The following is a 24,160-nucleotide window of genomic DNA, read 5'->3' on the forward strand; positions in this document are numbered from 1 at the left end:
AAGGATGCAGGGCGCAGAAAGTATAAGAACTCAAGGAGAATAGGATGAGTGAGGTTCACGTTTATCCGGTCAATGAGACCATCGCAAAAACAGCTCATATCAATGAAGAGCAATACCGTGAGATGTATCAGCAATCAGTGATTAACCCTGAAGGTTTTTGGCGTGAACACGGCCAAATCGTTGATTGGATGACACCATTTACTAAAGTTAAAAACACCTCATTTGATACCGGTCACGTCAGCATTAAATGGTTTGAAGACGGTGAGCTTAATGTCTCTGCTAACTGTATTGATCGCCACCTCGCGACCAAAGGTGATCAAGCGGCTATTATTTGGGAAGGTGATGATCCTAATGATGATGCCACCTTAACCTACAATGAATTACATCAAGAAGTATGTCAGTTTGCTAACGCCCTAAAGAGTCAAGGTGTACGTAAAGGTGATGTCGTTTGTCTTTACATGCCAATGGTTGCAGAAGCGGCAATTGCAATGCTTGCTTGTACCCGTATTGGTGCGGTGCACACTATCGTCTTTGGTGGCTTTTCTCCAGAAGCATTGGCTGGTCGCATTATCGATTCAAATGCAAAAGTGGTTGTTACTGCAGATGAAGGCGTGCGTGGTGGGCGTGCCGTTCCCCTTAAGAAAAATGTAGACGACGCGCTAGCAAACCCTGAAGTAACGACGGTTGAGAAAGTGGTTGTCTTTAAACGCACAGGCGGTGAAGTCGCTTGGAATGATGCTCGCGATGTATGGTGGCATGAAGCAACAGCTGTAGCTTCGGCTCACTGTGCTCCAGAGCCAATGAACGCTGAAGACCCTCTATTTATTCTTTACACGTCAGGCTCAACGGGTAAGCCTAAAGGTGTACTTCACACCACAGGTGGCTACCTCGTTTACGCCACGATGACGTTTAAATACGTCTTTGATTACCAAGAAGGTGATGTGTACTGGTGTACCGCAGATGTGGGTTGGATCACAGGTCACAGCTACTTGGTATACGGACCACTCGCTAATGGTGCAACAACCGTTTTATTTGAAGGTGTGCCAACCTACCCATCAACCAGTCGCATGAGTGAAGTGGTTGATAAGCACCAAGTCAGCATTTTATACACAGCACCTACTGCGATTCGTGCACTAATGGCGAAAGGTGATGAAGCAATTGAAGGTACTAACCGTTCATCACTGCGTATCATGGGCTCTGTTGGCGAACCCATTAACCCTGAAGCATGGGAATGGTATCACCGTACAATTGGTGACAAACGTTGCCCAATCGTAGATACATGGTGGCAAACAGAAACAGGCGGCATTTTAATTACCCCACTACCGGGTGCAACCGCACTAAAACCAGGATCTGCTACGCGTCCATTCTTTGGTGTACAACCAGCACTCGTTGATAACGTCGGTAATATCCTTGAAGGCGCGACTGACGGTAACTTAGTCATGACCGATTCATGGCCAGGTCAAATGCGTACGCTTTGGGGCGATCACGAACGTTTTGAGCAGACCTACTTCTCTACCTTTAAAGGCATGTACTTTACTGGTGACGGTGCTCGTCGCGATGAAGACGGTTATTACTGGATCACAGGTCGTGTTGATGATGTATTAAATATTTCAGGTCACCGTATGGGTACGGCTGAAATTGAATCTGCACTCGTTGCTTTCGATAAGATTGCAGAAGCGGCGATTGTGGGTGTACCACATGAGATAAAAGGCCAAGCGATTTACGCTTACATCACCCTAAACGATGGTGAAATTCCAAGTGCTGAACTGCATAAAGAAGTGAAAAACTGGGTACGTAAGGAAATAGGCCCTATCGCTACACCAGATTTCTTACATTGGACAGACGCATTACCAAAAACACGTTCAGGTAAGATCATGCGTCGAATTCTTCGTAAGATAGCAACTGGTGATACTTCAACCTTAGGTGATACATCAACTCTTGCCGATCCTACCGTTGTTGATCGATTAATTGAAGAAAAACAAAAAGTGATGTAAATCAACTTCACTTCATCCAACACAAAGGCCGCTCAATAGCGGTCTTTTTTATTTTTAGATCATCATTTTCTGGACTTAATTCAGCTAACCACCAGCATCTTCAACCTAAAATACGCTACTTTGATCGCAATGTTGAATAAATCGACAGCTTTGTTGTTGATTTATTCGCCAAATATCATCTACTGATCTTAACCGTTTTTCATGTTGTGGGAATGCTGCGAATTTAGTCATAATTATCACTAAATTCTTACACTTAGTTGAATGAACTTGTCGTAAGATAAAACCTCTAATAGTAACAACACACCTCACTACAGCTTACACGTGTTAGCACAAAAAAGTGGTGATTAGACCAGTATTTTGCTGCGATTTGCGGTGAATTCTCTATAATTGCTCAACAATGAACGTTTAGCAGTAAAAAAACGGACACACGGAAACAAAATTGCATAAGCTTGCAAGTTGTTAGAGTTTAACCTCATAAACAAGTGAAAATACGTCAAGATGTCGACCGTTAAACGAATTTTATTAATAAACGGACCTAACCTTAACTTACTAGGTCTACGAGAGCCGGGTCATTATGGCCATCAAACATTAACTGAACTGGTTGATGGGCTCACTGCTAAAGCGACCCAATTAGGCGTGGCATTAGAACATATTCAATCTAACGCGGAACATGTGTTAATTGATGCAATCCATCAAGCTTATGGCAAGGTCGATTTCATCATTATCAATCCTGCAGCTTTTACTCATACGAGTGTAGCCCTTCGTGATGCCTTACTCGGCGTCGCTATTCCGTTTATTGAAGTGCATTTATCTAATGTCCACGCTCGTGAACCTTTCCGTCATCATTCTTACTTATCCGATAAAGCAGTAGGCGTGATTTGTGGCTTAGGCCCTGACGGCTATGAATTCGCCCTGAATGCAGCAGTACGTCGCCTGCATACAGATAGCTAACTGAACAATATAAAAAGAGAAATATAAATGGATATTCGTAAAATCAAGAAGCTAATTGAGCTTGTAGAAGAATCTGGTATCGCTGAGCTAGAAATCTCTGAAGGTGAAGAATCAGTACGCATCAGCCGTAGTGTTCCAGCAACAGCAATGCCACAACAATACATGGCAGCACCAATGGCACAACAGCCAACGGCTCCTGCGCCTGTAGCGGTTGCAGCAACACCTGCAACTGAAGCACCCGCACCAGTTGCATCAGGTCACTCAGTGCTTTCACCTATGGTTGGTACTTTCTACCGCTCTCCAAGCCCTGAAGCAAAATCATTTGTTGAAGTTGGCCAATCAGTGAATATCGGCGACACACTATGTATCGTTGAAGCGATGAAAATGATGAACCAAATCCAAGCTGATAAAGCTGGTAAAGTTGTCGCTATTCTTGCAGAAGACGGCGATGCGATTGAATTCGATCAGCCTCTTATCATCATCGAGTAATCGAGGCTCTGGCTATGTTAGATAAATTAGTAATTGCAAACCGAGGTGAAATTGCACTTCGTATCTTGCGCGCTTGTAAAGAGCTAGGGATTAAAACGGTTGCGGTTCACTCAACTGCTGACCGCGATCTTAAGCACGTTCTACTTGCTGATGAGTCAGTATGTATTGGTCCAGCACGCGGTATCGATAGCTACTTAAATATTCCTCGTATTATCAGTGCGGCTGAAATTACAGGTGCAGTCGCTATCCACCCGGGCTACGGTTTCCTTTCTGAAAATGCTGACTTCGCAGAACAAGTTGAGCGTTCAGGCTTTATTTTCGTAGGTCCAAAAGCTGACACTATTCGCCTAATGGGCGATAAAGTTTCTGCTATTACGGCAATGAAAAAAGCAGGGGTTCCTTGTGTACCTGGCTCTGACGGCCCGCTTGATGACGATGAAGCAAAGAACAAATCTTTTGCTAAACGTATTGGTTATCCTGTGATCATCAAAGCCTCTGGTGGCGGCGGTGGTCGTGGTATGCGTGTGGTTCGTTCAGAAAATGAATTGACTGAAGCGATCGCAATGACCCGTGCTGAAGCAAAATCTTGTTTCAATAACGACATGGTTTACATGGAGAAATACCTTGAAAACCCACGTCACATTGAAGTTCAAGTCTTAGCTGATGGACAAGGTGGCGCTATTCACTTAGGTGAGCGTGACTGTTCGATGCAGCGTCGTCACCAGAAAGTGGTTGAAGAAGCACCAGCGCCGGGTATTACAGAAGAAATGCGTAAGTACATCGGTGAGCGTTGTACCCGTGCATGTTTAGAAATCAATTACCGTGGCGCAGGTACATTCGAATTCCTTTACGAAAACGGTGAGTTCTACTTCATTGAAATGAATACCCGTATTCAGGTTGAGCACCCAGTAACTGAAATGGTAACTGGCGTTGACTTAATCAAAGAGCAGCTCCGTATTGCCGCAGGTCAACCGCTGTCATTTAGTCAAAGCGATATTCAAATTCGTGGCCATGCTATCGAATGTCGTATTAATGCTGAAGATCCAGAACGTTTCCTACCTTGCCCTGGTACTATCGAGCGTTTCCATGCGCCAGGTGGTATGGGTATCCGTTGGGAATCACACATCTACTCAGGTTACACAGTACCGCCTTACTACGATTCAATGATCGGTAAGTTAATTGCGTACGGTGAAAATCGTGATGTCGCTATTTCTCGTATGCGTAATGCATTGAGCGAAATGATCATCGACGGTATTAAAACCAACGTTCCGCTTCAGCAAGATATTATGGCTGACGAGAACTTCCAAAAAGGTGGCGCAAACATCCACTACCTTGAGAAGAAACTCGGTCTGCAATAAGCGCACTTGCTTGACGATAAAAGGCTACCTTCGGGTAGTCTTTTTTGTTTATACACAATCTCAATTCACCTCGATTGATCGGTTCACATGGCATAACACAGTATCTTTTGCCACAATAGCCCACCTTTTTGACCAACCCTACTAGTTACTACACTGTATTGAGTAGGAAAACACTTGATAACAACTGGAGATACAGCATGAAAACGCTCTCAGCACGCTATCGCCAAGCCCATAAAGAGGCACTTTGGGCGATAGGACTAGCGTTAGCTTATTTTCTTTGGTGGTACCTATCCGCCTACGGCTTAGCACCCACTATCGGTGATCTAAGCATGCCAACCCTATATTTTGGCTTTCCACTCTGGTTCTTGATGTCATGCATTGTCGGCCCGATCATTTTTACCGTACTGTGCGGCGTGATGGTCAAAGTCGTCTACCGAGATCTTCCCTTAGATATTAACCACGAAGACCCCCATGAATAGCCAACTCATTATTCCTATCGTACTGTACCTTGCCGCAGTCTTTGCGATGGCACTTTATACCCGACGCTTTCAAAGCAAAGGAAACTTTCTTACCGAGTACCTAGTCGGTGGACGTAGCATGGGCGGCTTTGTCCTTGCGATGACCCTTGCTGCTACTTACGCTAGTGCCAGCACCTTTATTGGTGGCCCAGGGGCTGCCTATAAAATGGGCTTAGGCTGGGTATTACTTGCGATGATCCAGTTACCCGCAGCGTGGCTGACCCTTGGTGTACTCGGTAAGAAATTTGCCATCGAAGCGAGACGTCATAACGCATTAACCCTTAATGACATCCTTTATGCTCGCTATAAAAACCGTGGCGTTGTCATTTTTGCTTCACTGTCATTACTGATCGCCTTCTTTGGCACCATGGTCGTACAGTTTGTCGGCGGTGCGCGATTGCTTCAAACCGTGACAGGCTTATCATATATGCATGGCTTAATGATCTTTGCGATCACTGTAGGTCTATACACCACAATTGGTGGCTTTCGTGCTGTTGTGATGACTGATACTTTACAAGGCTTGATGATGATCATCGGTACCATTGCGTTACTGGTTGGGATCGTGCATGCCGGCGGAAGTATCGGCGCATTAGTCACCAAGCTTCACGATATTGATCCGGCGTTAATTACCCCTTACGGCCCGAATCACTTTCTGAGTCAGCCCTTTATGTTGAGTTTTTGGATTTTGGTCTGTTTTGGTGTGATAGGTCTGCCTCATGCTGCGGTACGTTGTATGTCTTATAAAGACAGTAACTCTCTGCACAAAGGCATGGTACTCAGTACCATAATGGTGGCACTACTGATGTTTGGTATGCACTTAGCAGGCGCATTAGGTCGTGCTATCGTGCCAGATATCGCCAGCCCCGATCAAATCATGCCAACTCTCATGGTAACCGTATTGCCGCCTGTTGTAGCTGGCGTGTTCTTAGCAGGCCCAATGGCGGCGATTATGTCGACTATCGATTCACAGCTTATTCAAGCTTCAGCAACACTGCTCAAAGATTTATATATTAACTATATCAATCCAAGTATTGCGACCAATGAACATGCAGAAAAACGTCTACCGAAACTATCACTATGGGTAACAGGGATCTTCTCTGCATTAGTCTTTATAGCCGCGATGAACCCGCCAGATATGATCATTTGGCTTAACCTTTTGGCCTTTGGTAGTTTACAAGCCGTCTTTTTATGGCCGCTGGTACTCGGCTTATATTGGAAAAAAGCCTCTGCAACCGGTGCTTTTGCTTCAATGATTGTCGGTTTGAGTAGCTATATTATTTTGTCATTTAGTAAGCCAGATATGAATGGCGTTCACGCAATTGTTCCAACGCTTTTATTAGGTTTAATTGCTTTTGTGATTGGTAGCTACGTTAAACCAACAAAAGTAGAAACACCGCAATTAAGCGACTAAAATCGGCTATATCACGCTAAATAATCCACTACATTAAAGATAGTGCCAGTCGGTACTATCTTTTTTTTATCTCTAGAATGGCATCTGATAATGGGGATTGGTGAAATTTCATGCTAGACTTCGCCCCCTATGTTCAAGTAGTCACAAAATAAGCGAATAAACCATGCCTTGGATTCAAATTAAACTGAACGCAACTGCAGAGAGCGCAGAAGCAATTGGCGACATGCTAATGGAAGAGACTGGTGCTCTGTCGGTTACCTTCCTAGACGCACAAGACACGCCAGTTTTCGAGCCTATGCCAGGTGAAACCCGTCTTTGGGGTGATACCGATGTAATTGGTTTGTATGATGCTGAAGCCGACATGGATTTCGTGCTGAACATGCTTAAAAACAGCCCGCTAATTGCTGATGATTTTGCTTATAAAATCGAGCAGTTAGAAGACAAAGACTGGGAACGTGAGTGGATGGACAACTTCCACCCTATGCGTTTCGGTCGTCGCCTATGGATCTGCCCTAGCTGGCGTGAAGCGCCAGAGCCAGACGCAGTGAACGTGCTATTAGACCCAGGTTTAGCATTTGGTACAGGTACTCACCCAACAACATCACTGTGTCTTGAGTGGTTAGACGGTCAAGATCTAACCGGTAAAACAGTGATCGATTTTGGTTGTGGTTCAGGCATCTTGGCTATTGCCGCGCTAAAACTTGGCGCCGCAAAAGTTATCGGTATTGATATCGACCCACAAGCTATCTTAGCGTCACGTGATAATGCTGAGCGTAACGGTGTATCTGACAACCTAGAGCTATACCTTCCACAAGACCAGCCTCAAGGCATTCAAGCTGACGTTGTAGTTGCTAACATCCTTGCGGGTCCACTGCGTGAACTATCACCAGTGATCAAGAGCCTTGTTAAAGATGGTGGCGACTTAGCTATTTCAGGTGTACTTGAAAGCCAAGCGGCAGATGTATCAACTTACTATAGCGATGAACTGACTTTAGACCCTGTAATGGCACGCGAAGAGTGGTGTCGTATCTCAGGTCGTAAGGCGTAATCACACTAGAATTTGGGTGCTCTTGCTGATTTTTATTTATAAATTTAATTGGTCAATCGATTGAAAATCATACGATTTTAGTAAACAAAATCATCATGCTCAATTATTGGCCTTTTCAGCAGCGTAAAAAATGCGTAAAATGCGCGCCCTTACTGGCACAGTCAGGTAGAGACATTTTGCAGATCGGTCCTTATCAACTTAAAAACCAGCTGATAGTCGCGCCTATGGCGGGTGTGACCGATCGGCCATTTCGTGAGTTATGCCTTCGCTACGGTGCAGGTATGGCTGTCAGCGAGATGATGTCGTCGAACCCAGATCTCTGGAAGACATCTAAATCGCTCAATCGTATGGTTCACGAAGGTGAATCAGGTATTCGTTCGGTTCAGATAGCAGGTGCTGATCCAAAGTTGATGGCTGAAGCTGCGCAGTTCAGTGTTGAAAACGGTGCGCAAATCATCGATATCAACATGGGATGCCCAGCAAAGAAAGTAAACAAACGATTAGCCGGTTCTGCCCTACTGCAGTACCCCAATCTCATCGAAGATATTCTTCGAACTGTGGTAGATGCGGTAGATGTACCCGTTACGCTTAAAACCCGTACTGGTTGGGATCTGGAAAATAGAAACTGTGTCGACATAGCCAAACTCGCCGAGCAATGCGGCATACAGGCCCTCGCCCTCCACGGACGTACCAAGGCATGTATGTACAAAGGTGAGGCGGAATATGACTACATTAGAGCGGTGAAACAAGCCATCTCGATCCCAGTTATCGCTAACGGTGATATCGATAGCCCGGAAAAAGCACGCTTTGTACTCGATTATACGGGTGCCGATGCTCTAATGATTGGCCGACCTGCACAAGGGAAGCCGTGGATTTTTAGAGAAATCCACCATTACTTAACAACTGGTGAACACCTCGCTGCGCCATCAATTGATGAGATCAGTGAAATAATGTTGGGACATGTTCAAGAACTCCACCAGTTCTACGGTGAATACCTAGGGCTGCGCATTGCACGTAAACACGTGTCTTGGTATTTGAAAGAGCATGCACCAGCCGGTGATTTCCGCCAGACCTTCAACGCACTCGAGGATGCCCAACAGCAACTTGATGCGCTGCAAGGCTACTTCGAAAACGTTGCATAAATACTAGAAGAGCTTACAGAATTATGTTCGAACAAAATCTGACTTCCGAAGCGTTAACAGTAACAACTGTAACTTCACAAGACCAAATCACACAGAAACCTCTACGTGATTCAGTGAAGGCATCCCTTAAAAACTACCTTGCTCAATTAAATGGTCAGGAAGTCGACGATCTGTACGAGCTTGTGCTTGCAGAAGTTGAACAACCACTACTAGATACTATCATGCAGTACACTCGCGGTAACCAAACTCGCGCAGCAACTATGATGGGTATCAACCGTGGTACGCTACGTAAGAAGCTAAAAAAATACGGCATGAACTAAAAATAGCTAGTTCTCGCTAATGATAAAAAAGCCATGCCTATTACATCAGGCATGGCTTTTTTATTCGCTGCTATTTAGCTCTGTAAAACCCCAATAACCCTATACTTTAATGCAATTTAAAACGCTGAATTGTCACCATCAGATCTTCTGATATTTGATTGAGCTCTTCACTCGATGACGACATCTGATTGGATTCAGTCGACAATGATATCGAGCTATCATTCAAGCTCGCTACATTTTGATTAATGTTATTGACGGTTAATGATTGCTGCTCTGTTGCCGCTGAGATCTGTTGATTCATCCCTTGTATCGCATGAACTTCTTCGACAATGAGGTTTAATGCATCGCCTGCTGAGGCTGAGATCTCCGAGGCATTTTGTGCTTTTTTAGCCCCTTGATTCATAACACCGACCGCTTGCTCTGCACCTTGTTGTAATTTTTCAATAATGGTTTGAATTTCAATCGTCGACTCTTGTGTGCGCTGTGATAGCGTACGGACTTCATCAGCAACAACAGCAAAGCCTCGCCCTGCATCACCGGCGCGTGCAGCCTCTATCGCGGCATTTAACGCTAATAAATTGGTCTGCTCTGCAATACCACGTATTACTTCCAATACCGTATCAACATTGCGACTATCTATTGCGAGTTGGGATATCACTTTACTGGCCTCACCAATATCTAATGCAAGCAATTGTGACTCTTCAATATTACGTTGAATGATTACTTTACTCGCTTCTGTTTGCTTCGCCGCTTTAACACTAAAATCTGTCGCATCAACCGTTCTACCTGCAATTTCTTCAACCGCAGTTAGCATTTCCCCCATCGATCCAACAAGTTGATCCGTGTCTTCTTTCTGTTGATTTAAATTACTATCCACCGATAACACCGACTGTGATAAACAACGCGAAGAGTGAGTCAGCTGTGAGCCAGCATCGCTAATACTATGCATAATAGTCTGAATAGAACTGACAAAACGATTAAAGTGTTTTGCCAGCGCTATTAATTCTGGGCCGCCTTCTTCTTTTAGACGCTGAGTTAAATCGCCTTCTCCCGTTGATAGATCACGCATCGCAGCAACGGTTTTTTTAATCGGTAAAGTAATGCTACGAATAAAATATGCCATCAATAGTGACAGAATTACCAAAATAACAGCAACATTCACAAACGATAGCCATTGGCTAGCTTGAATATCTTGGTTTAAAGCTTTGATATTTATTCCTGCACCAATCATCCATCCCCAAGGATGAAAATAATCAGCATAGCTGGTTTTTAAAATCAGTTGATTAGGATCTGACGATGACTTCCACATGTAATCAACAAAACCACCACCTTGCTTACCTACACTGTAAAGCTCTTCAACGAATCGTCGGCCATTACCATCTTTTAATGACAAAATGTCAGTACCCATCATTTCATCAAAACGCGTCGCGATTTGGTAACCTTCTCGGTTTCCCGCAAAAATATAGTTACCGCCATCAAAACGCATTGCGTTAATTGCGGCCAGCGCCTGCTTTTGCGCTTCTTCTTCGCTCAATGTGCCATTGGTACTAAGAGTATGATAGTGGTTTACGACCCCTACCGCTCCTTCTACTATTTGCTTAACGCCTCTCTCATAATTAGCTCGCATATGTTGGTTAGTGGAAGAAATATTTAATATGGCAATAGAAATAAGACCGATGGCAAATAACAACCAAATGATCCAAGCTTTGGTACGAATAGATGCATGTGTTAATGATGGATTCATAGAACCTCCCTATCCTAATCATGACGTTTAGTCGTGAAATACTTTCTCTATAACGCACAAGATTAATTAGGTTCTAAACAGCTTAAATCAACACGTTAGGCGTGATTAACTAGATATCAACCTTGCTAAATAGCTTTACTATAATGCTTTCTCATTAGATAATTTTTTTAATTTTAATATATGCGCAATGTGTCATATTTATACGTAACTGATATAAAACTCAATCTCTTAAATTCAGCTAACTATAGACACAAAAAAGCTCCGCCGTAGCGAAGCTTTTCTTAATTAGAAAACAAGAAATTTTCTATTGATGTTTTAAATCATGCAATGCACCCATCAATGCCTTGAGACCTATTTCTACTTTGCTACGAGGACATCCAACATTGAGTCGTATATAGCCTTGTCCCTCTTTGCCATAAGTATCACCGCGCATAATGGCGACTTTGTAATGACTAATTAAACGTTGTTGTAGGGCATCCATATCCACGCTCAATGGCGTTAAATCAATCCACGCTAAATATGTCCCCTCTGGCACTTGGTAATTCAACTCAGGAAAGGCCTGATTTAACTGCTCTGCGACATAACGGAGGTTAGCTTGAAGGTAGTCTTTTAAACTATCGAGCCATACTTCACCTTGGTTATAAGCGGCAATATGTCCTATCACACCTAAAATCGACGGTGACGATAAACCATGTGCCGCTTTTAACTGAGTTAAGTAACGTTCACGTACAGTTTGATCGGCAATAAACGCATATGCACCCGTTAATGCAGGAATATTAAATGACTTTGACCCTGAAGAAACCAAGGCCCAATTATCATCTAACGCCACTTCAGACCACGGAATATAATCATTAAATGCCATATCCATATGGATATCATCGGAGATCACTTTCACCTGATGTTGCAAACAGATCTGTGCCATACGGCTAAGCTCATCACGTGTCCATACTCGTCCGGTTGGATTTTGTGGGCTACATAGTAACAACACTTTACAATCGGGTTTTGCCGCTTGTGCTTCAAACTGTGCCCAATCAATCTCATAACGACCACCAGCCGTTTTTAACAACGGACTTGTTAACATGAGACGATCATTAGCCGCTAACATATTACCAAACGCATCATAGGCAGGGGTATGAATGAGGACACCTTCCCCCGGCTTTGTCCACTGCATCACTAATTGCGAAATGATGTAAATCACCGATGGACCATACACAATATGCTCGGTATTAATTGGACTATGATAACGGCGTGAAAACCAGCCAGTGATCGCAGATTTAAAATCATCATGATTCCATCGGCTATAGCCAAATACACCATGTGCTAATCGTTCAGATAACGCTTTCTCAATACATGGCGCAACGGCGAAATCCATATCAGAAATAGTAAACGGCAATAAATCCGCTTCACCAAACCGATCTTCAACATAATCCCACTGGGTACAATAGGTACCATAACGGTTAACTGGAGTAGAGAAATCAAACATATCAACCTCTTGTAACAAGCGAAAACAGTTATCCAAAACAAAAAAGCGGAGCACTAGGCTCCGCAATCATATTATGCCGTTGCTGGCATTAAGCCCTGCATTTCATTTTTGACCATATGCACCTGAGGCCCAATCACAACTTGTAAGTTATGATCGTCAAGCTTAACGACCCCCAATGCACCGTTAGCTTTGAGTACGGCGTCATTCACTAAACTCATATCGTTAACCGATAAACGCAAACGAGTAATACAGTTATCAAGTGACGTAATGTTTGCAGCACCACCCAGTGCTTCTAAAATAATATCGCCTTTGTAACCCGTCGTTTTCTCACCCGTTTCCGCAAAGGCTAACTCATCTTTTACATCAGTTACTTCACGACCTGGGGTTTTTAAATTGAAGCGAGTGATCACAAAGCGGAATACGCTGTAATACATCACAAACCATATTGCAGCCACAAGAGGTACTAAGTACCATTTTGTTGCCGTACCTTGAAGTACGCCGAAAATCAAAAAGTCGATAATGTTGCCATCAGTATTACCAATCGTTACGCCTAATAAGTGCATCGCCATAAAGCCAACACCCGTTAAAATAGCGTGAACAAAGTACAGTGCTGGTGCTACGAACAGGAATAAGAATTCTAATGGCTCTGTGATACCACCAATCACACATGCAACCACACCTGATAACAATAACGCTTTTACTTTGCTGCGATTTTCAACACGAGCACAGTGGTACATCGCAAGAGCGGCACCGGGTAATCCACCAAGGAAAGCCGGCATTTTACCTTGCGACAAGAATGATGTTGCCGAGTTAGAGAAGCCGTTAGTTGTTGAGCAAGAAAGCTCTGCATAGAAAATATTTAGTGCCCCACTTACCGTATTACCACACACATCCAATGTGCCACCCGCTTCCGTAAAACGCACCAGTGCAACAAGAATGTGATGTAAACCGAATGGCAATAACAAACGCTCACCGGTACCGAAAAGGAATGGACCAAATGGGCCTGAGTGAGAGATTAAGCTACCAATACCATTAATACCCATAGCAAAGTAAGGCCATACTAGCGGTACTAATAGGCCAACCACACCGAGCGTTAAGGTTGAGATGATCGGAACAAAGCGCGCGCCACCAAAGAAAGCTAATGCATCAGGCATTTTGTAGGTATAGAAACGTGCATGCAGTTTCGCCACAATAATACCGACGATCACTGCCCCTAAAATGCCAGTATCAATCGACTCTATGCCTAAAACAGACTTCACACCGTAGGCTTTTTCTTCGGTCGCATTGCCTAATACGCCAGCCACTGTTAGGTAAAAGTTAATTGATAAGTTAAGTGCTGCGTAACCAACAAAACCTGCAAACGCGGCAACGCCTTTTTCTTCACGGGCAAGGCCAAGTGGAATGGCTACGGCAAACATGATAGGTAAATAGATAAATGCGACCAAACCAACTTTGGTCATCCACATGAACAGCAATTGCAGTACGGTATTATCAAGAAAAGGCATACTTTCTTTTACTGCAGCACTTGATAACGAACTACCAATACCCAGTAAAATACCGGAAAACGCCAAGAGCGCCACTGGCAACATAAACGTTTTACCTAAGCTTTGGAAAAATTCCCATAGCGTTGTTTTATTTGCAGATTTAGACATCATTGTCACCTGATCACTGTTTTATCTTCGTCAAAAACAAAGTGGTAAAACGTTTTATCACTTTGTTGAAAAAAAACGTCGACGAAGATGAGCTCAAAACTTCTGCCAACGCTTTTGCTGAATTACGAAATAAATGATAAAACGTTTTATCAACTTTTATCGGCATCGAGATCACGGAACATATCTCGCGCCAGAACGCATATTAAAAACTGTGATCCTGTTAATATTCAGATCATAGATATAACGTTTTATATTGATAGATAAATACAGGGTAATTAACTATCTAATGGCTAAATCAAGCAAAGTAAAGATCACCGATGTTGCCGACTATGCCGGTGTCTCCGTTTCCACTGTTTCTTTGGTGCTGGGCAATAAAGGCCGTATATCAAAAGCGACAATTGATAAGGTCAATCAAGCAGTTGAAGCCCTAGGCTATGTTCGCAATAACGCCGCAGCTAATTTACGATCCAATCACTCAAATTTGATCGGCTGGATCTTAGCGGATATTACAGATCCCTTTTATACCGAAGTTACGGCAGGGTTAAGCGACGAGCTTGAACAACATGACCATATGTTGTTTCTTGCCCAATCCAACCATCAAGCAGACAAATTAATCCAATGTGTCCAATCGATGATCCAACAAGGTGTCGCAGGTATTGCGTTTAGCCCTGTAAGAGAAGCGACAAACCAAGTACTCGAAATGGCAAAACAAGCCAATATTCCTGCGGTTTGCTTAGCCCGATCAGCCGTGAATAATGAGGTCGATTATATTGGGCCTGATAATCATCAAGCCGCAATGCTTGCAACTCAGCATTTGATCCAACAAGGTCATCGTCATATTGCGTATATTGGCGGCAGCAGTGATTCTCTCACCCGTGCAGAGCGTATTGGCGGCTATGGCACGACATTAATGCAATATGGCTTACCGTTTAAAAATGAATGGATAATTGAAGCTCAGAATAACCAGTGCCAAGCCGCTGATCATGTTCAACAACTGCTGACTCAGCATCCCAAAATTACCGCACTATTATGTCACCGACCAGCCATTGCATTAGGGGCGATGTATGGTATTCAACGGGTCGGGAAAAGTGTCGGAAAAGATAACTATATTGGTCAACAAATCGGCTTAATTGGGTTTGATGATACCCCTGAAGCAGCGTTAACTCAGCCTAGTTTAACCATGATCAGCTCTCCTACCCGACAAATGGGACAACTTGCAGGACAACGGTTACTCGCAAAAATGAAGGCTCATAAGGAAACTGCACAACAGTTTATTTTGCCGCCACAATTAATTGAGCGAGGCTCGGCATAGAGATACCAAATAGTGACAAACAAAAAAGCTCCACCGAAGTGAAGCTTTTATATAATCACAATAAGTTAAAATTATAAGTAATCACAAAGATAAGCAGTAGTAACCAATACTTTCACATTAAATGAACTGTCACCAGGAACTTCAAAGTTATCACCTGCGTTGTAAGTTTCCCAGTCAACATGGCCTGGTAGTTTTACAGTTAATGCACCTTTAACCACAGTCATACGTTCAGGTGCTACAGTACCAAAGGTATATTCGCCAGGTGCCATTACACCAATACTGACATGATCGCCCGAAGATTCAAAGCCAATTGATTTTACTTGGCTATCAAAATATTCATTTACTTTTAACATCGATTATCCTTATCTTTGATTCGTATTAGCAATACGCTATTGACTGAAAATTATCACAAAATTTCACAATGCCCTAATGAAATATAATGACGCTAATCACGATATTCATGACATGAATTTAACTTGGTTCATGATAAAAAAACGCTACACTAGTCTTCGAAATTTTACCGAGGGATCTCAGATGTTAAATAAGCATGTTTTAGCGGTATTACTGATCGCTTCGTTACCATTAGTTGGTTGTAGCAGTAGCGATAAGCAAAGTATTAAAGATGGCTTCACTGAAATTGGTCACGCGACCCGTGATGCAACCAAGGCAACGGGACACTTTTTCCGTGATACCACAAAAGATGCGATCCAAAATGCAAAAGAAGCCACCAGCGATTAAGTTACACGTTCTATTTCTTGTGCCTTGAACAACATGGCTTGGTGTCACCCTTAGGATCCGGCGTATCACAACTATCGTTCAAGGCCTCAAGGATTGAGCAATGGCTCGCATCATCATCCACATGGCCACAACACGCATCATTGATCTTTTTTAACGCGCGTCGAATACGCGTGAGTTCCTTTATTTTCATGTCCACTTCATCAAGCTTCGCTTGAGTGATCGCTTTTACTTCCGCACAACTATGTTGACTTGCTTCCAGTCGGATATCTAATAGCTCACGAATTTCTTCCAAACTTAAACCAATAGCTTTAGCCCGTAAGATAAATTTAACTCGCGATAAATTATCCTCACTATATAAACGATAACCACTGTCGCTTCGGCCTGCAGGCTGGAGCAAATTATTTTTTTCGTAAAACCGTAATGTATCGCTACTGACCTGACATAACTTTGCTAATTGACCAATCAAATACATCGCCATCTTGCTTATTTCTCCTAAAGACACCCCAAAAGCAAACGTTTGCGTAATCTTCCTATTCATGTAAAATAATGGTCACATTACGCACAAATGACCATTATTGATAAATCACTATTGTCATCACCCACACTTTGTAGATGTGATGAGAATCAGGATATTTCCCAAAACCAATTCACACCAAATGGGCTTGGTCTTGGGAAATATTCTATTCACCGTGTAATTAAAAGAGATAGTAGCCATGGAAAACGCTCGTCCTATTCGCCGTGCGCTGATCAGCGTATCAGACAAAACAGGTATTGTGGAATTCGCACAGGCTCTTGCCAATCGCGGCGTAGAAATCTTATCGACTGGCGGTACCGCTCGTTTACTTGCCGAAAAAAACATTCAAGTCACCGAAGTTTCTGATTACACCGGTTTCCCAGAGATGATGGATGGCCGTGTCAAAACCCTTCACCCAAAAGTTCATGGTGGCGTACTAGGTCGTCGTGGTACTGACGACGAAGTAATGGAAAAGCACGGCATTAACCCTATCGATATGGTTGTTGTTAACCTTTACCCTTTCGCTGAAACCGTTGCCAAAGCCGGTTGTACACTAGCCGATGCGGTTGAGAACATCGATATCGGTGGACCAACAATGGTTCGCTCTGCAGCAAAAAACCATAAAGATGTAGCGATTGTCGTTAATGCGCACGATTACGACCGCGTACTAACAGAAATTAGCACGAACAATGGCTCACTAACTCAGGCAACACGCTTTGATTTAGCTATCTCGGCTTTTGAACATACTGCAGCTTACGACGGTATGATCGCCAACTACTTCGGTACTATGGTGCCATCATACGGCGACAACAAAGAAGGTGATGAGGAATCGAAGTTTCCACGCACTTTCAATCAGCAGTTCGAGAAAAAACAAGACATGCGCTACGGTGAAAACAGCCACCAAGCAGCAGCATTCTATGTTGAAGCAAACCCACAAGAAGCGTCTGTCGCAACGGCAACGCAACTTCAAGGTAAAGCGCTATCATACAACAACATCGCAGATACAGATGCTGCACTAGAGTGTGTGAAAGAATTCGATTTACCCGCTTGTGTGATTGTAAAGCATGCTAACCCATGTGGCGTAGCACTTGGTGACAATTTACTTGAAGCCTACGATCGCGCTTACAAAACAGACCCAACCTCAGCATTTGGCGGCATTATTGCGTTCAACGGTGAATTAGATGCAGCAACTGCACAAGCGATTGTTGATCGTCAATTTGTCGAAGTTATTATCGCGCCGAAAGTATCAGCAGAAGCGGCAGCCGTTGTTGCAACCAAGAAAAACTTACGTCTTCTTGAGTGTGGCGAATGGACAACCAAAACCACTGGCTTTGACGTTAAACGTGTTAATGGTGGTTTATTGGTTCAAGACCGTGACCAAGGCATGGTATCAGTTGATGATTTAACCGTTGTCACTCAACGTCAACCAACTACAGACGAACTGCGTGATGCTCTATTTTGCTGGAAAGTAGCGAAATACGTGAAATCAAACGCGATTGTGTATGCAAAAGGCAATATGACCATCGGTGTCGGCGCAGGCCAAATGAGCCGCGTTTATTCTGCCAAAATTGCAGGTATTAAAGCTGCTGACGAAAACCTAGAAGTCGCAGGCAGCGTAATGGCATCAGATGCATTCTTCCCGTTCCGTGATGGTATTGATGCAGCAGCAGAAGCAGGTATTACTTGTGTTATACAACCGGGTGGTTCAATGCGTGATGATGAAGTCATTGCTGCCGCTGACGAGCATGGCATGGCGATGGTATTTACCGGTATGCGCCACTTCCGCCACTAAGTTGTCATCACAAACTTAAGTGAATAAACACTATCGATTTAGTCTCTGCTCTTTTTTAAAGAGCAGAGATTTTTAAGTATTTAGCGCGAAGCAATAAGGATTAACGATGAAAGTACTGATCATTGGTAACGGCGGCCGTGAACACGCATTAGGCTGGAAGGTTGCGCAAAACCCGCAAGTAGAAACAGTATTTATTGCACCTGGTAATGCAGGTACAGCATTAGAGCCAAAACTGGAAAATGTTGAGATAGGTGTTGAAGACATCGCAGCATTAGTCGAATTTGCGCAAAATAATCAAATTGGTTTAACCATTGTCGGCCCTGAAGCACCTCTAGTTATTGGTGTGGTTGATGCCTTCCGTGCAGCTAAATTGCCAATTTTTGGCCCAACAGAAGCAGCAGCTCAGCTTGAAGGCTCTAAAGCATTTACTAAAGACTTTCTGGCACGTCACAACATTCCAACGGCGGAATACCAAAACTTTACTGAAATCGAACCTGCTCTTGCTTACCTAAAGCAAAAAGGCGCCCCGATTGTGGTAAAAGCAGACGGTCTAGCGGCAGGTAAAGGCGTTATTGTCGCAATGACTGAGCAAGAAGCAGAAGATGCTGTTCGTGATATGTTGGCAGGCAATGCTTTTGGCGAAGCCGGTCACCGTGTTGTTATCGAAGAATTCTTAGACGGTGAAGAAGCCAGTTTCATCGTAATGGTAGACGGTAAAAACGTTTTACCTATGGCCACCAGCCAAGATCACAAGCGTGTTGGTAATGGTGATACAGGTCCTAACACTGGCGGTATGGGTGCATATTCTCCAGCCCCAGTTGTTACACAAGAGATCCATGACCGTGTAATGAAAGAAGTGATCTACCCAACCGTTGAAGGCATGGCTGCAGAAGGTGCACCTTACACAGGTTTCCTTTATGCAGGCTTGATGATCATGAGCGATGGCACACCTAAGGTGATCGAATATAATTGCCGTTTTGGTGACCCTGAAACCCAACCTATCATGCTACGTATGCAGTCAGATTTAGTTGAACTCTGTTTAGCAGCGATTGATGAAAAACTCGATACTGTAGAATCTAAGTGGGATCCTCGCGCTTCTATCGGTGTTGTTTTAGCTGCTGGCGGCTATCCTGCAAGCTACAACAAAGGAGATGTGATTTCAGGTTTACCACAACAAGAAATCGCTGGCGAAAAAGTCTTCCATGCAGGGGCTGCAAATAACAACGGTAATATCGTCACCAACGGTGGTCGAGTGTTATGTGCAACGGCGATGGGCGATACTGTTCTTGAAGCACAACAGCGCGCTTATGCGTTGGCAAAACAAATTTCGTGGAATGGCATGTTCCATCGCGACGATATTGGTTATCGCGCCATTGCACGTGAGCAACAGCAATAAAACTCATTCCCTCAGAGTTAAAAAACGCGCTTAATGAGCGCGTTTTTTTATTGCTTCGTATCAATCAATGTCGGTGCTTGTAGACAAGTCTCACTCACCACACCCGATAACAACTTATTAATTCTTAACTTACCGTTTTTCTGCTCGCCAATTGCCGCCCAATATCCCGATGGGGCAAATACGGATAAGACATTAGGATCATCAATAGCGATCGGTTGTTGAGTTTGACAAGAGAGCAGCTGTTGTTGCTGTCTATAACCTTGCTCAAAATACTGTTTTGATTTTTTTAGTCGTTCAACTCGATGGACTAAATATTCACTGTACTGTTTGAGCTCTGCTATCTCATTTATCGTCAACGGTAAAATATGACCATTTTCTTTGTAGCGTTGATAAACCGCTAGCCCTTGACTATCAAAACGAAGCTGTAATTCAAAAGGAACTTGCTGACCATCAATTAACCGTACCCCCTGTTGCAACAGCGTCTTAAGCTTACCTGACTGCCACAGGTAATCACTTTGATAATCACCTTGCTTGATACTATAAACACGCTCTCCTAGCCGCTCTGGAGCACTCTGCTGGGATAAATACCAATAGATATGTGTGCCATCTGATTTTTGCTCAGCAACATTCACCATCGTGATTGGTAATGTCATGTTATCAGCAAGGTTTCCTGCAACACATCCAGAAAGGAGGAAAGGAAGAAGAAAAGAAAAGAGAAATGAAATTTTAGACATAAAAAAACGCCAGACGAATAATTCATTCTGGCGGTATCACAATTACTTCAATGCATCTTTTAGTGCTTTACCAGCAACAAACGCAGGAACGTTAGCTGCAGCAATTTGAATTTCAGCACCAGTTTGTGGGTTACGGCCAGTGCGAGCTGCACGATGATTTACTTTAAATGTACCAAAGCCAATTAGTTGAACCTGGTCACCGTCTTTTAGCGCATCAGTAATGCCGTCAAGAGTAGATTCCAAAGCTGCTTTTGCTTGTGCTTTAGATAGATCCGCCTTTTCTGCGATCAGGTCAATCAGTTGGGTCTTGTTCATTAGGTTTCCCTTCTAAGGTTTTTTCGTAAGACGGGACAACTCTAATTCAAAAGAAGCCCGTGTGGCAAAGGTTTGTCTGCTTTATTCGACTCAGATGCGGACTCTTTAACCACAATCTGAGCGCAAGTTCACAAAATGTTACTAAATACCGCATGAAAATAGTTGTATTTATTCTGTCCAGCCCCGATTAATATAGCGGATATTCGCTAATTTACTGATAGGTTGACATGGTACTCCTTACGATTTACATCTCCGTTGCGATTGGTGTTTCGTTTATTTGTTCTGTATTAGAAGCGGTGTTACTTAGTATTTCACCAAGTTATATCGCCACATTACGCCAGCAAAACCACCCTGCAGCGGCAAAACTCACCGCGCTCAAAGATAATATTGATCGGCCTCTTGCCTCGATCTTGACCCTAAACACCATCGCTCACACTATCGGTGCGGCAACCGCTGGTGCACAGGCGACTATCGTATTTGGTAGCGAGTGGCTGGGTGTTTTCTCAGGCGTATTAACAATAGGTATTTTATTACTGTCTGAAATTGTGCCAAAAACCATTGGTGCCACATACTGGCGTCAACTAGCACCATTCTCAGCGAGTATGCTGCGTTGGATGGTATTGCTACTGATCCCTCTAGTATGGGTATCAGAACAAATTACGCGTCGCTTATCACGCGGTCATGAGCAACCAAAATTACGTGATGAAATCTCAGCAATGGCATTGCTAGCACACGAAACGGGTGAGTTAGGTGAAGGCGAGTCAAAAATTCTAACCAACTTACTGCAATTCCGTGATGTAAGCGTAACGAAAATTATGACGCCACGCCCGGTACTATTCCGTGTTAATGCTGAGCAAACCATTAATGAATTCTTGTCTCAGCATAAAAATAGCCCGTTCTCTCGCCCATTGGTATATAGCGATCAGAGTGACAATATTGTCGGTTTCGTTCACCGCCTAGAGCTATTTGCAGAAAGCCAAGCAGGAAAAGGGGGTCAAGAGCTCGGTGTATTAATGCGCCCACTGCCCGTTATTATGAATAACGTTAGCGTACCTAAGGCTTTTGAACGCTTAATGCAAGAACGTTCACAGCTTATCTTAATCGTTGACGAATACGGCACTGTACAAGGCCTTGTGACGCTAGAAGACATCTTCGAAAGCCTTGTTGGTGAAGAGATTGTCGATGAAGCCGATAAAAATACCGACATGCAGCAACTGGCTTTCCAACGTTGGGAAAAGTGGAAGAAAAAGCATGGCGTAATTCAAAATAATGATGAAGAAAAATAATCCTCTATCATGAAAAAAGGGACCTTTCGGTCCCTTTTTTATTATCTCTTTAACCCACTCAGTACATTAGTATTCTTTAGTCAGTACTTGGCGTTTTACTGTCAAACGCTGCGCAATTAATCCGATAACCAAAGTGATTACCGTAGGTAAAATCCAACCTGCGTAATAGTGATATAACGGTAGGTTAGCCTCTAGTACCTTATCCATCTGTGCTGGCATAGCTTCAAGAATATGCGTTGCATCAATACAGCCAAAAATCATCGCAACGGCTAAGGTTGCCAGTACCATCTTTTGTGATAATTGATGGCGTAACGGTGCAATAATCAGTAATGAAATCGCAATAGGGTGTAACGCAACAACCACAGGTAATGTCACTTTCAACAATTGCGATAAGCCAACGTTAGCAATAATGCCTGATAGCACCATGATTATGATGACACTTTTACGATAAGTCACAGGAGTAAACGTACGGCTATAAAACTCACTACCCGCAGTTGTCACCCCAATCGCCGTTGTTAAGCACGCCAATACTAATACCGCACCTAATAACAAAGTACCAAACACACCAAAATGGTAATTGGTAAAAGCGGTTAAGATCTCGCCACCATTAGTGAAGTTTAATCCCAGCCCTTCACTTGTTACGCCAATATAAGCAAGAGACAAATACACCAATGCCATTGCGCTTGAATACATTAATGCGGCGATAAAAGTATATTTAGCGATAGCTTTCGGCTCCTTCACCCCCATGCCTTCAATAGCACGGAAGATAACCCAGCCAAAACCAATCGATCCTAACGCATCCATCGTCATGTAACCTTGGGTTAAGCCTTCAGCCATCGCACCATTAACATAAGCGCCTGTCGCTTCAGTGACATAACCTGATGGATATAAAACAGCGACAACAGCCATCACACCTAAAATCGTAAGTAATATTGGCGTTAACCACTTACCGAGGGTGTCCACCAACTTACCAGGATATAACGAGAACAAAATAGCAGCGATACAAAATGTTATAGAAAAAGGGATAAGCCCAGCATCACCCATAAAAGGAGCAAGGCTAAATTGGTAAGCCACTGTGATCGTACGAGGAATAATAAAAGCGGGGCCAATCACAATAAACAGCATCACCCAAAAGCTAGTCGCTAAAGGTTTCGGTAATGCTGCGGTTAAGTTATCTGAACCTCTAACCCAAGCCACTATCACCAACGCAATCGCAGGTAAACCAACCCCCGTTAAGAGAAAGCCCGTCATGCCACTTAAAAAGTTATCTCCAGCTTGATAGCCTAAGTATGGAGGGAAAATTAAATTTCCTGCGCCTAAATACATGGCGAATGTCATAAAGCCTAATGCGGCAATATTGCGTGCACTTAACATAGTATTCCTTTTATTGTGACTTTCAGCTTGGAGAAAGCGAGATGGGGACATATTTCAAGGAACCTATCAGCTTCTTCGCAAGCTGACAGTAATGTTTAGGTATAAGCTGCCAGCTCTAAATACGTTTTAGAGAGAGCATGAGAAGTTGGCGTATATTACCGTCACACATCGCATATTGCGCAGTAATTTTACGGCCACAAAAACAGGTAGCGAATGTCATTGCTGTGACTGTATGCATTGTACCTCCCCATAAAAAATCATTATTACCATAAGCAATGTGCTTTGGTGTTGTGATGTTATAAACGGCGAAGGGATCGAATTACAATAGCCAAAATAAAATAAGTGGAATGGTGCAAAGTTAAACCAGTAAGTAGTGGCATTAACTGGATACAAAACCAAAAACCAGAATTAAAAACTTCACCAAACCCAAACATACTGAAACAAAAACAATACAATCGATGAAATAACGGTCTTTTCTACGAAATTTTGCTTATATAACGAAATATTTTTATGCTGAAAAACGCACTTTCACCCGATACAAAAATGTATGGTCCGCCCCGTTATTGCAACTACAATATTAGTAATAACG

General features: G+C 43.3%; 23 protein-coding genes. 14 read left to right on the forward strand and 9 right to left on the reverse strand.

The window, feature by feature from the left end; all coding sequences use genetic code 11:
- The first annotated feature begins 44 nt into the window (after positions 1-44).
- The 9 genes from acs (at position 45) to fis (ending at position 9,231) form a co-directional block, all read left to right on the forward strand.
- Complete coding sequence (acs, locus tag I3259_RS12905; protein WP_238029996.1) at positions 45-1,994, forward strand: acetate--CoA ligase; 1,950 nt, start codon at positions 45-47, stop codon at positions 1,992-1,994.
- 498 nt (positions 1,995-2,492) lie between these two features.
- On the forward strand, positions 2,493-2,945 hold the full coding sequence (gene aroQ, locus I3259_RS12910; RefSeq protein ID WP_238029997.1) for a type II 3-dehydroquinate dehydratase: 453 nt from the start codon (positions 2,493-2,495) through the stop codon (positions 2,943-2,945).
- A 27-nt stretch (positions 2,946-2,972) separates the two neighbouring features.
- Positions 2,973-3,434: an acetyl-CoA carboxylase biotin carboxyl carrier protein gene (gene accB, locus I3259_RS12915; protein ID WP_238029998.1), complete on the forward strand. Its 462-nt coding sequence runs from the start codon at positions 2,973-2,975 to the stop codon at positions 3,432-3,434.
- A gap of 14 nt (positions 3,435-3,448) precedes the next feature.
- Positions 3,449-4,792: an acetyl-CoA carboxylase biotin carboxylase subunit gene (gene accC / locus I3259_RS12920; RefSeq protein ID WP_105061397.1), complete on the forward strand. Its 1,344-nt coding sequence runs from the start codon at positions 3,449-3,451 to the stop codon at positions 4,790-4,792.
- 197 nt (positions 4,793-4,989) lie between these two features.
- Positions 4,990-5,271: a YhdT family protein gene (locus tag I3259_RS12925; RefSeq protein WP_238029999.1), complete on the forward strand. Its 282-nt coding sequence runs from the start codon at positions 4,990-4,992 to the stop codon at positions 5,269-5,271.
- Positions 5,264-6,721 (forward strand): sodium/pantothenate symporter, encoded by a 1,458-nt coding sequence (panF, locus tag I3259_RS12930; protein ID WP_238030000.1) that lies wholly within the window; start codon positions 5,264-5,266, stop codon positions 6,719-6,721. The genes I3259_RS12925 and panF overlap by 8 nt, the downstream gene beginning before the upstream one ends.
- Before the next feature lie 163 nt (positions 6,722-6,884).
- Positions 6,885-7,769: a 50S ribosomal protein L11 methyltransferase gene (gene prmA / locus I3259_RS12935; protein WP_238030001.1), complete on the forward strand. Its 885-nt coding sequence runs from the start codon at positions 6,885-6,887 to the stop codon at positions 7,767-7,769.
- Between the two features lie 176 nt (positions 7,770-7,945).
- Positions 7,946-8,911 carry a tRNA dihydrouridine synthase DusB gene (dusB, locus tag I3259_RS12940; protein ID WP_199187146.1) on the forward strand — a complete coding sequence of 322 codons (966 nt, stop codon included), beginning with the start codon at positions 7,946-7,948 and terminating at the stop codon, positions 8,909-8,911.
- A 23-nt stretch (positions 8,912-8,934) separates the two neighbouring features.
- Positions 8,935-9,231, forward strand: coding sequence for a DNA-binding transcriptional regulator Fis (fis, locus tag I3259_RS12945; protein ID WP_005372656.1), 297 nt, complete (start codon positions 8,935-8,937; stop codon positions 9,229-9,231).
- 106 nt (positions 9,232-9,337) lie between these two features.
- Here the strand turns inward: fis and I3259_RS12950 are convergent, their stop codons facing one another.
- The 3 genes from I3259_RS12950 to malX all read right to left on the reverse strand — a co-directional run bounded on the left by I3259_RS12950 (position 9,338) and on the right by malX (position 14,110).
- Positions 9,338-10,975 carry a methyl-accepting chemotaxis protein gene (locus tag I3259_RS12950; protein WP_238030002.1) on the reverse strand — a complete coding sequence of 546 codons (1,638 nt, stop codon included), beginning with the start codon at positions 10,973-10,975 and terminating at the stop codon, positions 9,338-9,340.
- Between the two features lie 304 nt (positions 10,976-11,279).
- Positions 11,280-12,458 carry a MalY/PatB family protein gene (locus I3259_RS12955; protein ID WP_238030003.1) on the reverse strand — a complete coding sequence of 393 codons (1,179 nt, stop codon included), beginning with the start codon at positions 12,456-12,458 and terminating at the stop codon, positions 11,280-11,282.
- 71 nt (positions 12,459-12,529) lie between these two features.
- Positions 12,530-14,110, reverse strand: coding sequence for a maltose/glucose-specific PTS transporter subunit IIBC (gene malX, locus I3259_RS12960; RefSeq protein WP_275949793.1), 1,581 nt, complete (start codon positions 14,108-14,110; stop codon positions 12,530-12,532).
- A 286-nt stretch (positions 14,111-14,396) separates the two neighbouring features.
- Here malX and malI point away from each other — a divergent pair, with 286 nt between their 5' ends.
- The gene (gene malI / locus I3259_RS12965) at positions 14,397-15,422 is read left to right on the forward strand and encodes a Mal regulon transcriptional regulator MalI (RefSeq protein WP_238030005.1); all 1,026 of its coding nucleotides are present in this window, start codon (positions 14,397-14,399) and stop codon (positions 15,420-15,422) included.
- Between the two features lie 71 nt (positions 15,423-15,493).
- On the opposite strand, the gene I3259_RS12970 is transcribed toward malI, so the two are convergent.
- Positions 15,494-15,775: a pyrimidine/purine nucleoside phosphorylase gene (locus I3259_RS12970; protein WP_238030006.1), complete on the reverse strand. Its 282-nt coding sequence runs from the start codon at positions 15,773-15,775 to the stop codon at positions 15,494-15,496.
- Positions 15,776-15,956: 181 nt separating this feature from the next.
- On the opposite strand from I3259_RS12970, the gene I3259_RS12975 reads away from it, so the two are divergent.
- Positions 15,957-16,160 carry a hypothetical protein gene (locus I3259_RS12975; RefSeq protein WP_005372666.1) on the forward strand — a complete coding sequence of 68 codons (204 nt, stop codon included), beginning with the start codon at positions 15,957-15,959 and terminating at the stop codon, positions 16,158-16,160.
- Between the two features lie 10 nt (positions 16,161-16,170).
- Here the strand turns inward: I3259_RS12975 and zntR are convergent, their stop codons facing one another.
- The gene (gene zntR / locus I3259_RS12980) at positions 16,171-16,632 is read right to left on the reverse strand and encodes a Zn(2+)-responsive transcriptional regulator (protein WP_238030012.1); all 462 of its coding nucleotides are present in this window, start codon (positions 16,630-16,632) and stop codon (positions 16,171-16,173) included.
- 241 nt (positions 16,633-16,873) lie between these two features.
- Between zntR and purH the strand changes: the two genes are divergently transcribed.
- Together purH and purD are read left to right on the forward strand one after the other, a co-directional pair.
- Positions 16,874-18,466, forward strand: coding sequence for a bifunctional phosphoribosylaminoimidazolecarboxamide formyltransferase/IMP cyclohydrolase (gene purH / locus I3259_RS12985; protein ID WP_107207959.1), 1,593 nt, complete (start codon positions 16,874-16,876; stop codon positions 18,464-18,466).
- A gap of 106 nt (positions 18,467-18,572) precedes the next feature.
- Positions 18,573-19,862 (forward strand): phosphoribosylamine--glycine ligase, encoded by a 1,290-nt coding sequence (gene purD, locus I3259_RS12990; protein ID WP_238030007.1) that lies wholly within the window; start codon positions 18,573-18,575, stop codon positions 19,860-19,862.
- 47 nt (positions 19,863-19,909) lie between these two features.
- Here purD and I3259_RS12995 read toward each other — a convergent pair whose 3' ends face one another.
- Both I3259_RS12995 and hupA read right to left on the reverse strand, forming a co-directional pair.
- Positions 19,910-20,596 carry a DUF1481 domain-containing protein gene (locus tag I3259_RS12995; RefSeq protein ID WP_238030008.1) on the reverse strand — a complete coding sequence of 229 codons (687 nt, stop codon included), beginning with the start codon at positions 20,594-20,596 and terminating at the stop codon, positions 19,910-19,912.
- Positions 20,597-20,638: 42 nt separating this feature from the next.
- Positions 20,639-20,911: a nucleoid-associated protein HU-alpha gene (hupA, locus tag I3259_RS13000; protein WP_005372678.1), complete on the reverse strand. Its 273-nt coding sequence runs from the start codon at positions 20,909-20,911 to the stop codon at positions 20,639-20,641.
- 227 nt (positions 20,912-21,138) lie between these two features.
- On the opposite strand from hupA, the gene I3259_RS13005 reads away from it, so the two are divergent.
- Positions 21,139-22,197: a hemolysin family protein gene (locus I3259_RS13005; RefSeq protein ID WP_238030009.1), complete on the forward strand. Its 1,059-nt coding sequence runs from the start codon at positions 21,139-21,141 to the stop codon at positions 22,195-22,197.
- A 66-nt stretch (positions 22,198-22,263) separates the two neighbouring features.
- Here I3259_RS13005 and brnQ read toward each other — a convergent pair whose 3' ends face one another.
- Both brnQ and I3259_RS20255 read right to left on the reverse strand, forming a co-directional pair.
- Positions 22,264-23,571 carry a branched-chain amino acid transport system II carrier protein gene (brnQ, locus tag I3259_RS13010; protein WP_238030010.1) on the reverse strand — a complete coding sequence of 436 codons (1,308 nt, stop codon included), beginning with the start codon at positions 23,569-23,571 and terminating at the stop codon, positions 22,264-22,266.
- Positions 23,572-23,686: 115 nt separating this feature from the next.
- Entirely contained in the window at positions 23,687-23,809 is a 123-nt protein-coding gene (locus I3259_RS20255) for a hypothetical protein (RefSeq protein ID WP_006647695.1), read from the reverse strand.
- Positions 23,810-24,160: the final 351 nt, after the last annotated feature.

The organism is Photobacterium sp. Ph5, from assembly GCF_022129445.1.
GTDB lineage: Bacteria > Pseudomonadota > Gammaproteobacteria > Enterobacterales > Vibrionaceae > Photobacterium.

Excerpts from the sequence above, each read along its gene's own strand:
- panF (WP_238030000.1), top strand. The coding sequence starts at position 5,264 with ATGAATAGCCAACTCATTATTCCTATCGTACTGTACCTTGCCGCAGTC.
- I3259_RS12975 (WP_005372666.1), top strand. The coding sequence starts at position 15,957 with ATGTTAAATAAGCATGTTTTAGCGGTATTACTGATCGCTTCGTTACCA.
- I3259_RS13005 (WP_238030009.1), top strand. The coding sequence starts at position 21,139 with ATGGTACTCCTTACGATTTACATCTCCGTTGCGATTGGTGTTTCGTTT.
- zntR (WP_238030012.1), bottom strand. The coding sequence starts at position 16,632 with ATGTATTTGATTGGTCAATTAGCAAAGTTATGTCAGGTCAGTAGCGAT.
- I3259_RS12970 (WP_238030006.1), bottom strand. The coding sequence starts at position 15,775 with ATGTTAAAAGTAAATGAATATTTTGATAGCCAAGTAAAATCAATTGGC.
- fis (WP_005372656.1), top strand. The coding sequence starts at position 8,935 with ATGTTCGAACAAAATCTGACTTCCGAAGCGTTAACAGTAACAACTGTA.
- malI (WP_238030005.1), top strand. The coding sequence starts at position 14,397 with ATGGCTAAATCAAGCAAAGTAAAGATCACCGATGTTGCCGACTATGCC.
- purH (WP_107207959.1), top strand. The coding sequence starts at position 16,874 with ATGGAAAACGCTCGTCCTATTCGCCGTGCGCTGATCAGCGTATCAGAC.
- aroQ (WP_238029997.1), top strand. The coding sequence starts at position 2,493 with ATGTCGACCGTTAAACGAATTTTATTAATAAACGGACCTAACCTTAAC.
- hupA (WP_005372678.1), bottom strand. The coding sequence starts at position 20,911 with ATGAACAAGACCCAACTGATTGACCTGATCGCAGAAAAGGCGGATCTA.
- purD (WP_238030007.1), top strand. The coding sequence starts at position 18,573 with ATGAAAGTACTGATCATTGGTAACGGCGGCCGTGAACACGCATTAGGC.
- accB (WP_238029998.1), top strand. The coding sequence starts at position 2,973 with ATGGATATTCGTAAAATCAAGAAGCTAATTGAGCTTGTAGAAGAATCT.
- accC (WP_105061397.1), top strand. The coding sequence starts at position 3,449 with ATGTTAGATAAATTAGTAATTGCAAACCGAGGTGAAATTGCACTTCGT.
- malX (WP_275949793.1), bottom strand. The coding sequence starts at position 14,110 with ATGTCTAAATCTGCAAATAAAACAACGCTATGGGAATTTTTCCAAAGC.
- I3259_RS20255 (WP_006647695.1), bottom strand. The coding sequence starts at position 23,809 with ATGCATACAGTCACAGCAATGACATTCGCTACCTGTTTTTGTGGCCGT.
- I3259_RS12950 (WP_238030002.1), bottom strand. The coding sequence starts at position 10,975 with ATGAATCCATCATTAACACATGCATCTATTCGTACCAAAGCTTGGATC.
- brnQ (WP_238030010.1), bottom strand. The coding sequence starts at position 23,571 with ATGTTAAGTGCACGCAATATTGCCGCATTAGGCTTTATGACATTCGCC.
- I3259_RS12955 (WP_238030003.1), bottom strand. The coding sequence starts at position 12,458 with ATGTTTGATTTCTCTACTCCAGTTAACCGTTATGGTACCTATTGTACC.
- acs (WP_238029996.1), top strand. The coding sequence starts at position 45 with ATGAGTGAGGTTCACGTTTATCCGGTCAATGAGACCATCGCAAAAACA.
- prmA (WP_238030001.1), top strand. The coding sequence starts at position 6,885 with ATGCCTTGGATTCAAATTAAACTGAACGCAACTGCAGAGAGCGCAGAA.
- I3259_RS12995 (WP_238030008.1), bottom strand. The coding sequence starts at position 20,596 with ATGTCTAAAATTTCATTTCTCTTTTCTTTTCTTCTTCCTTTCCTCCTT.
- I3259_RS12925 (WP_238029999.1), top strand. The coding sequence starts at position 4,990 with ATGAAAACGCTCTCAGCACGCTATCGCCAAGCCCATAAAGAGGCACTT.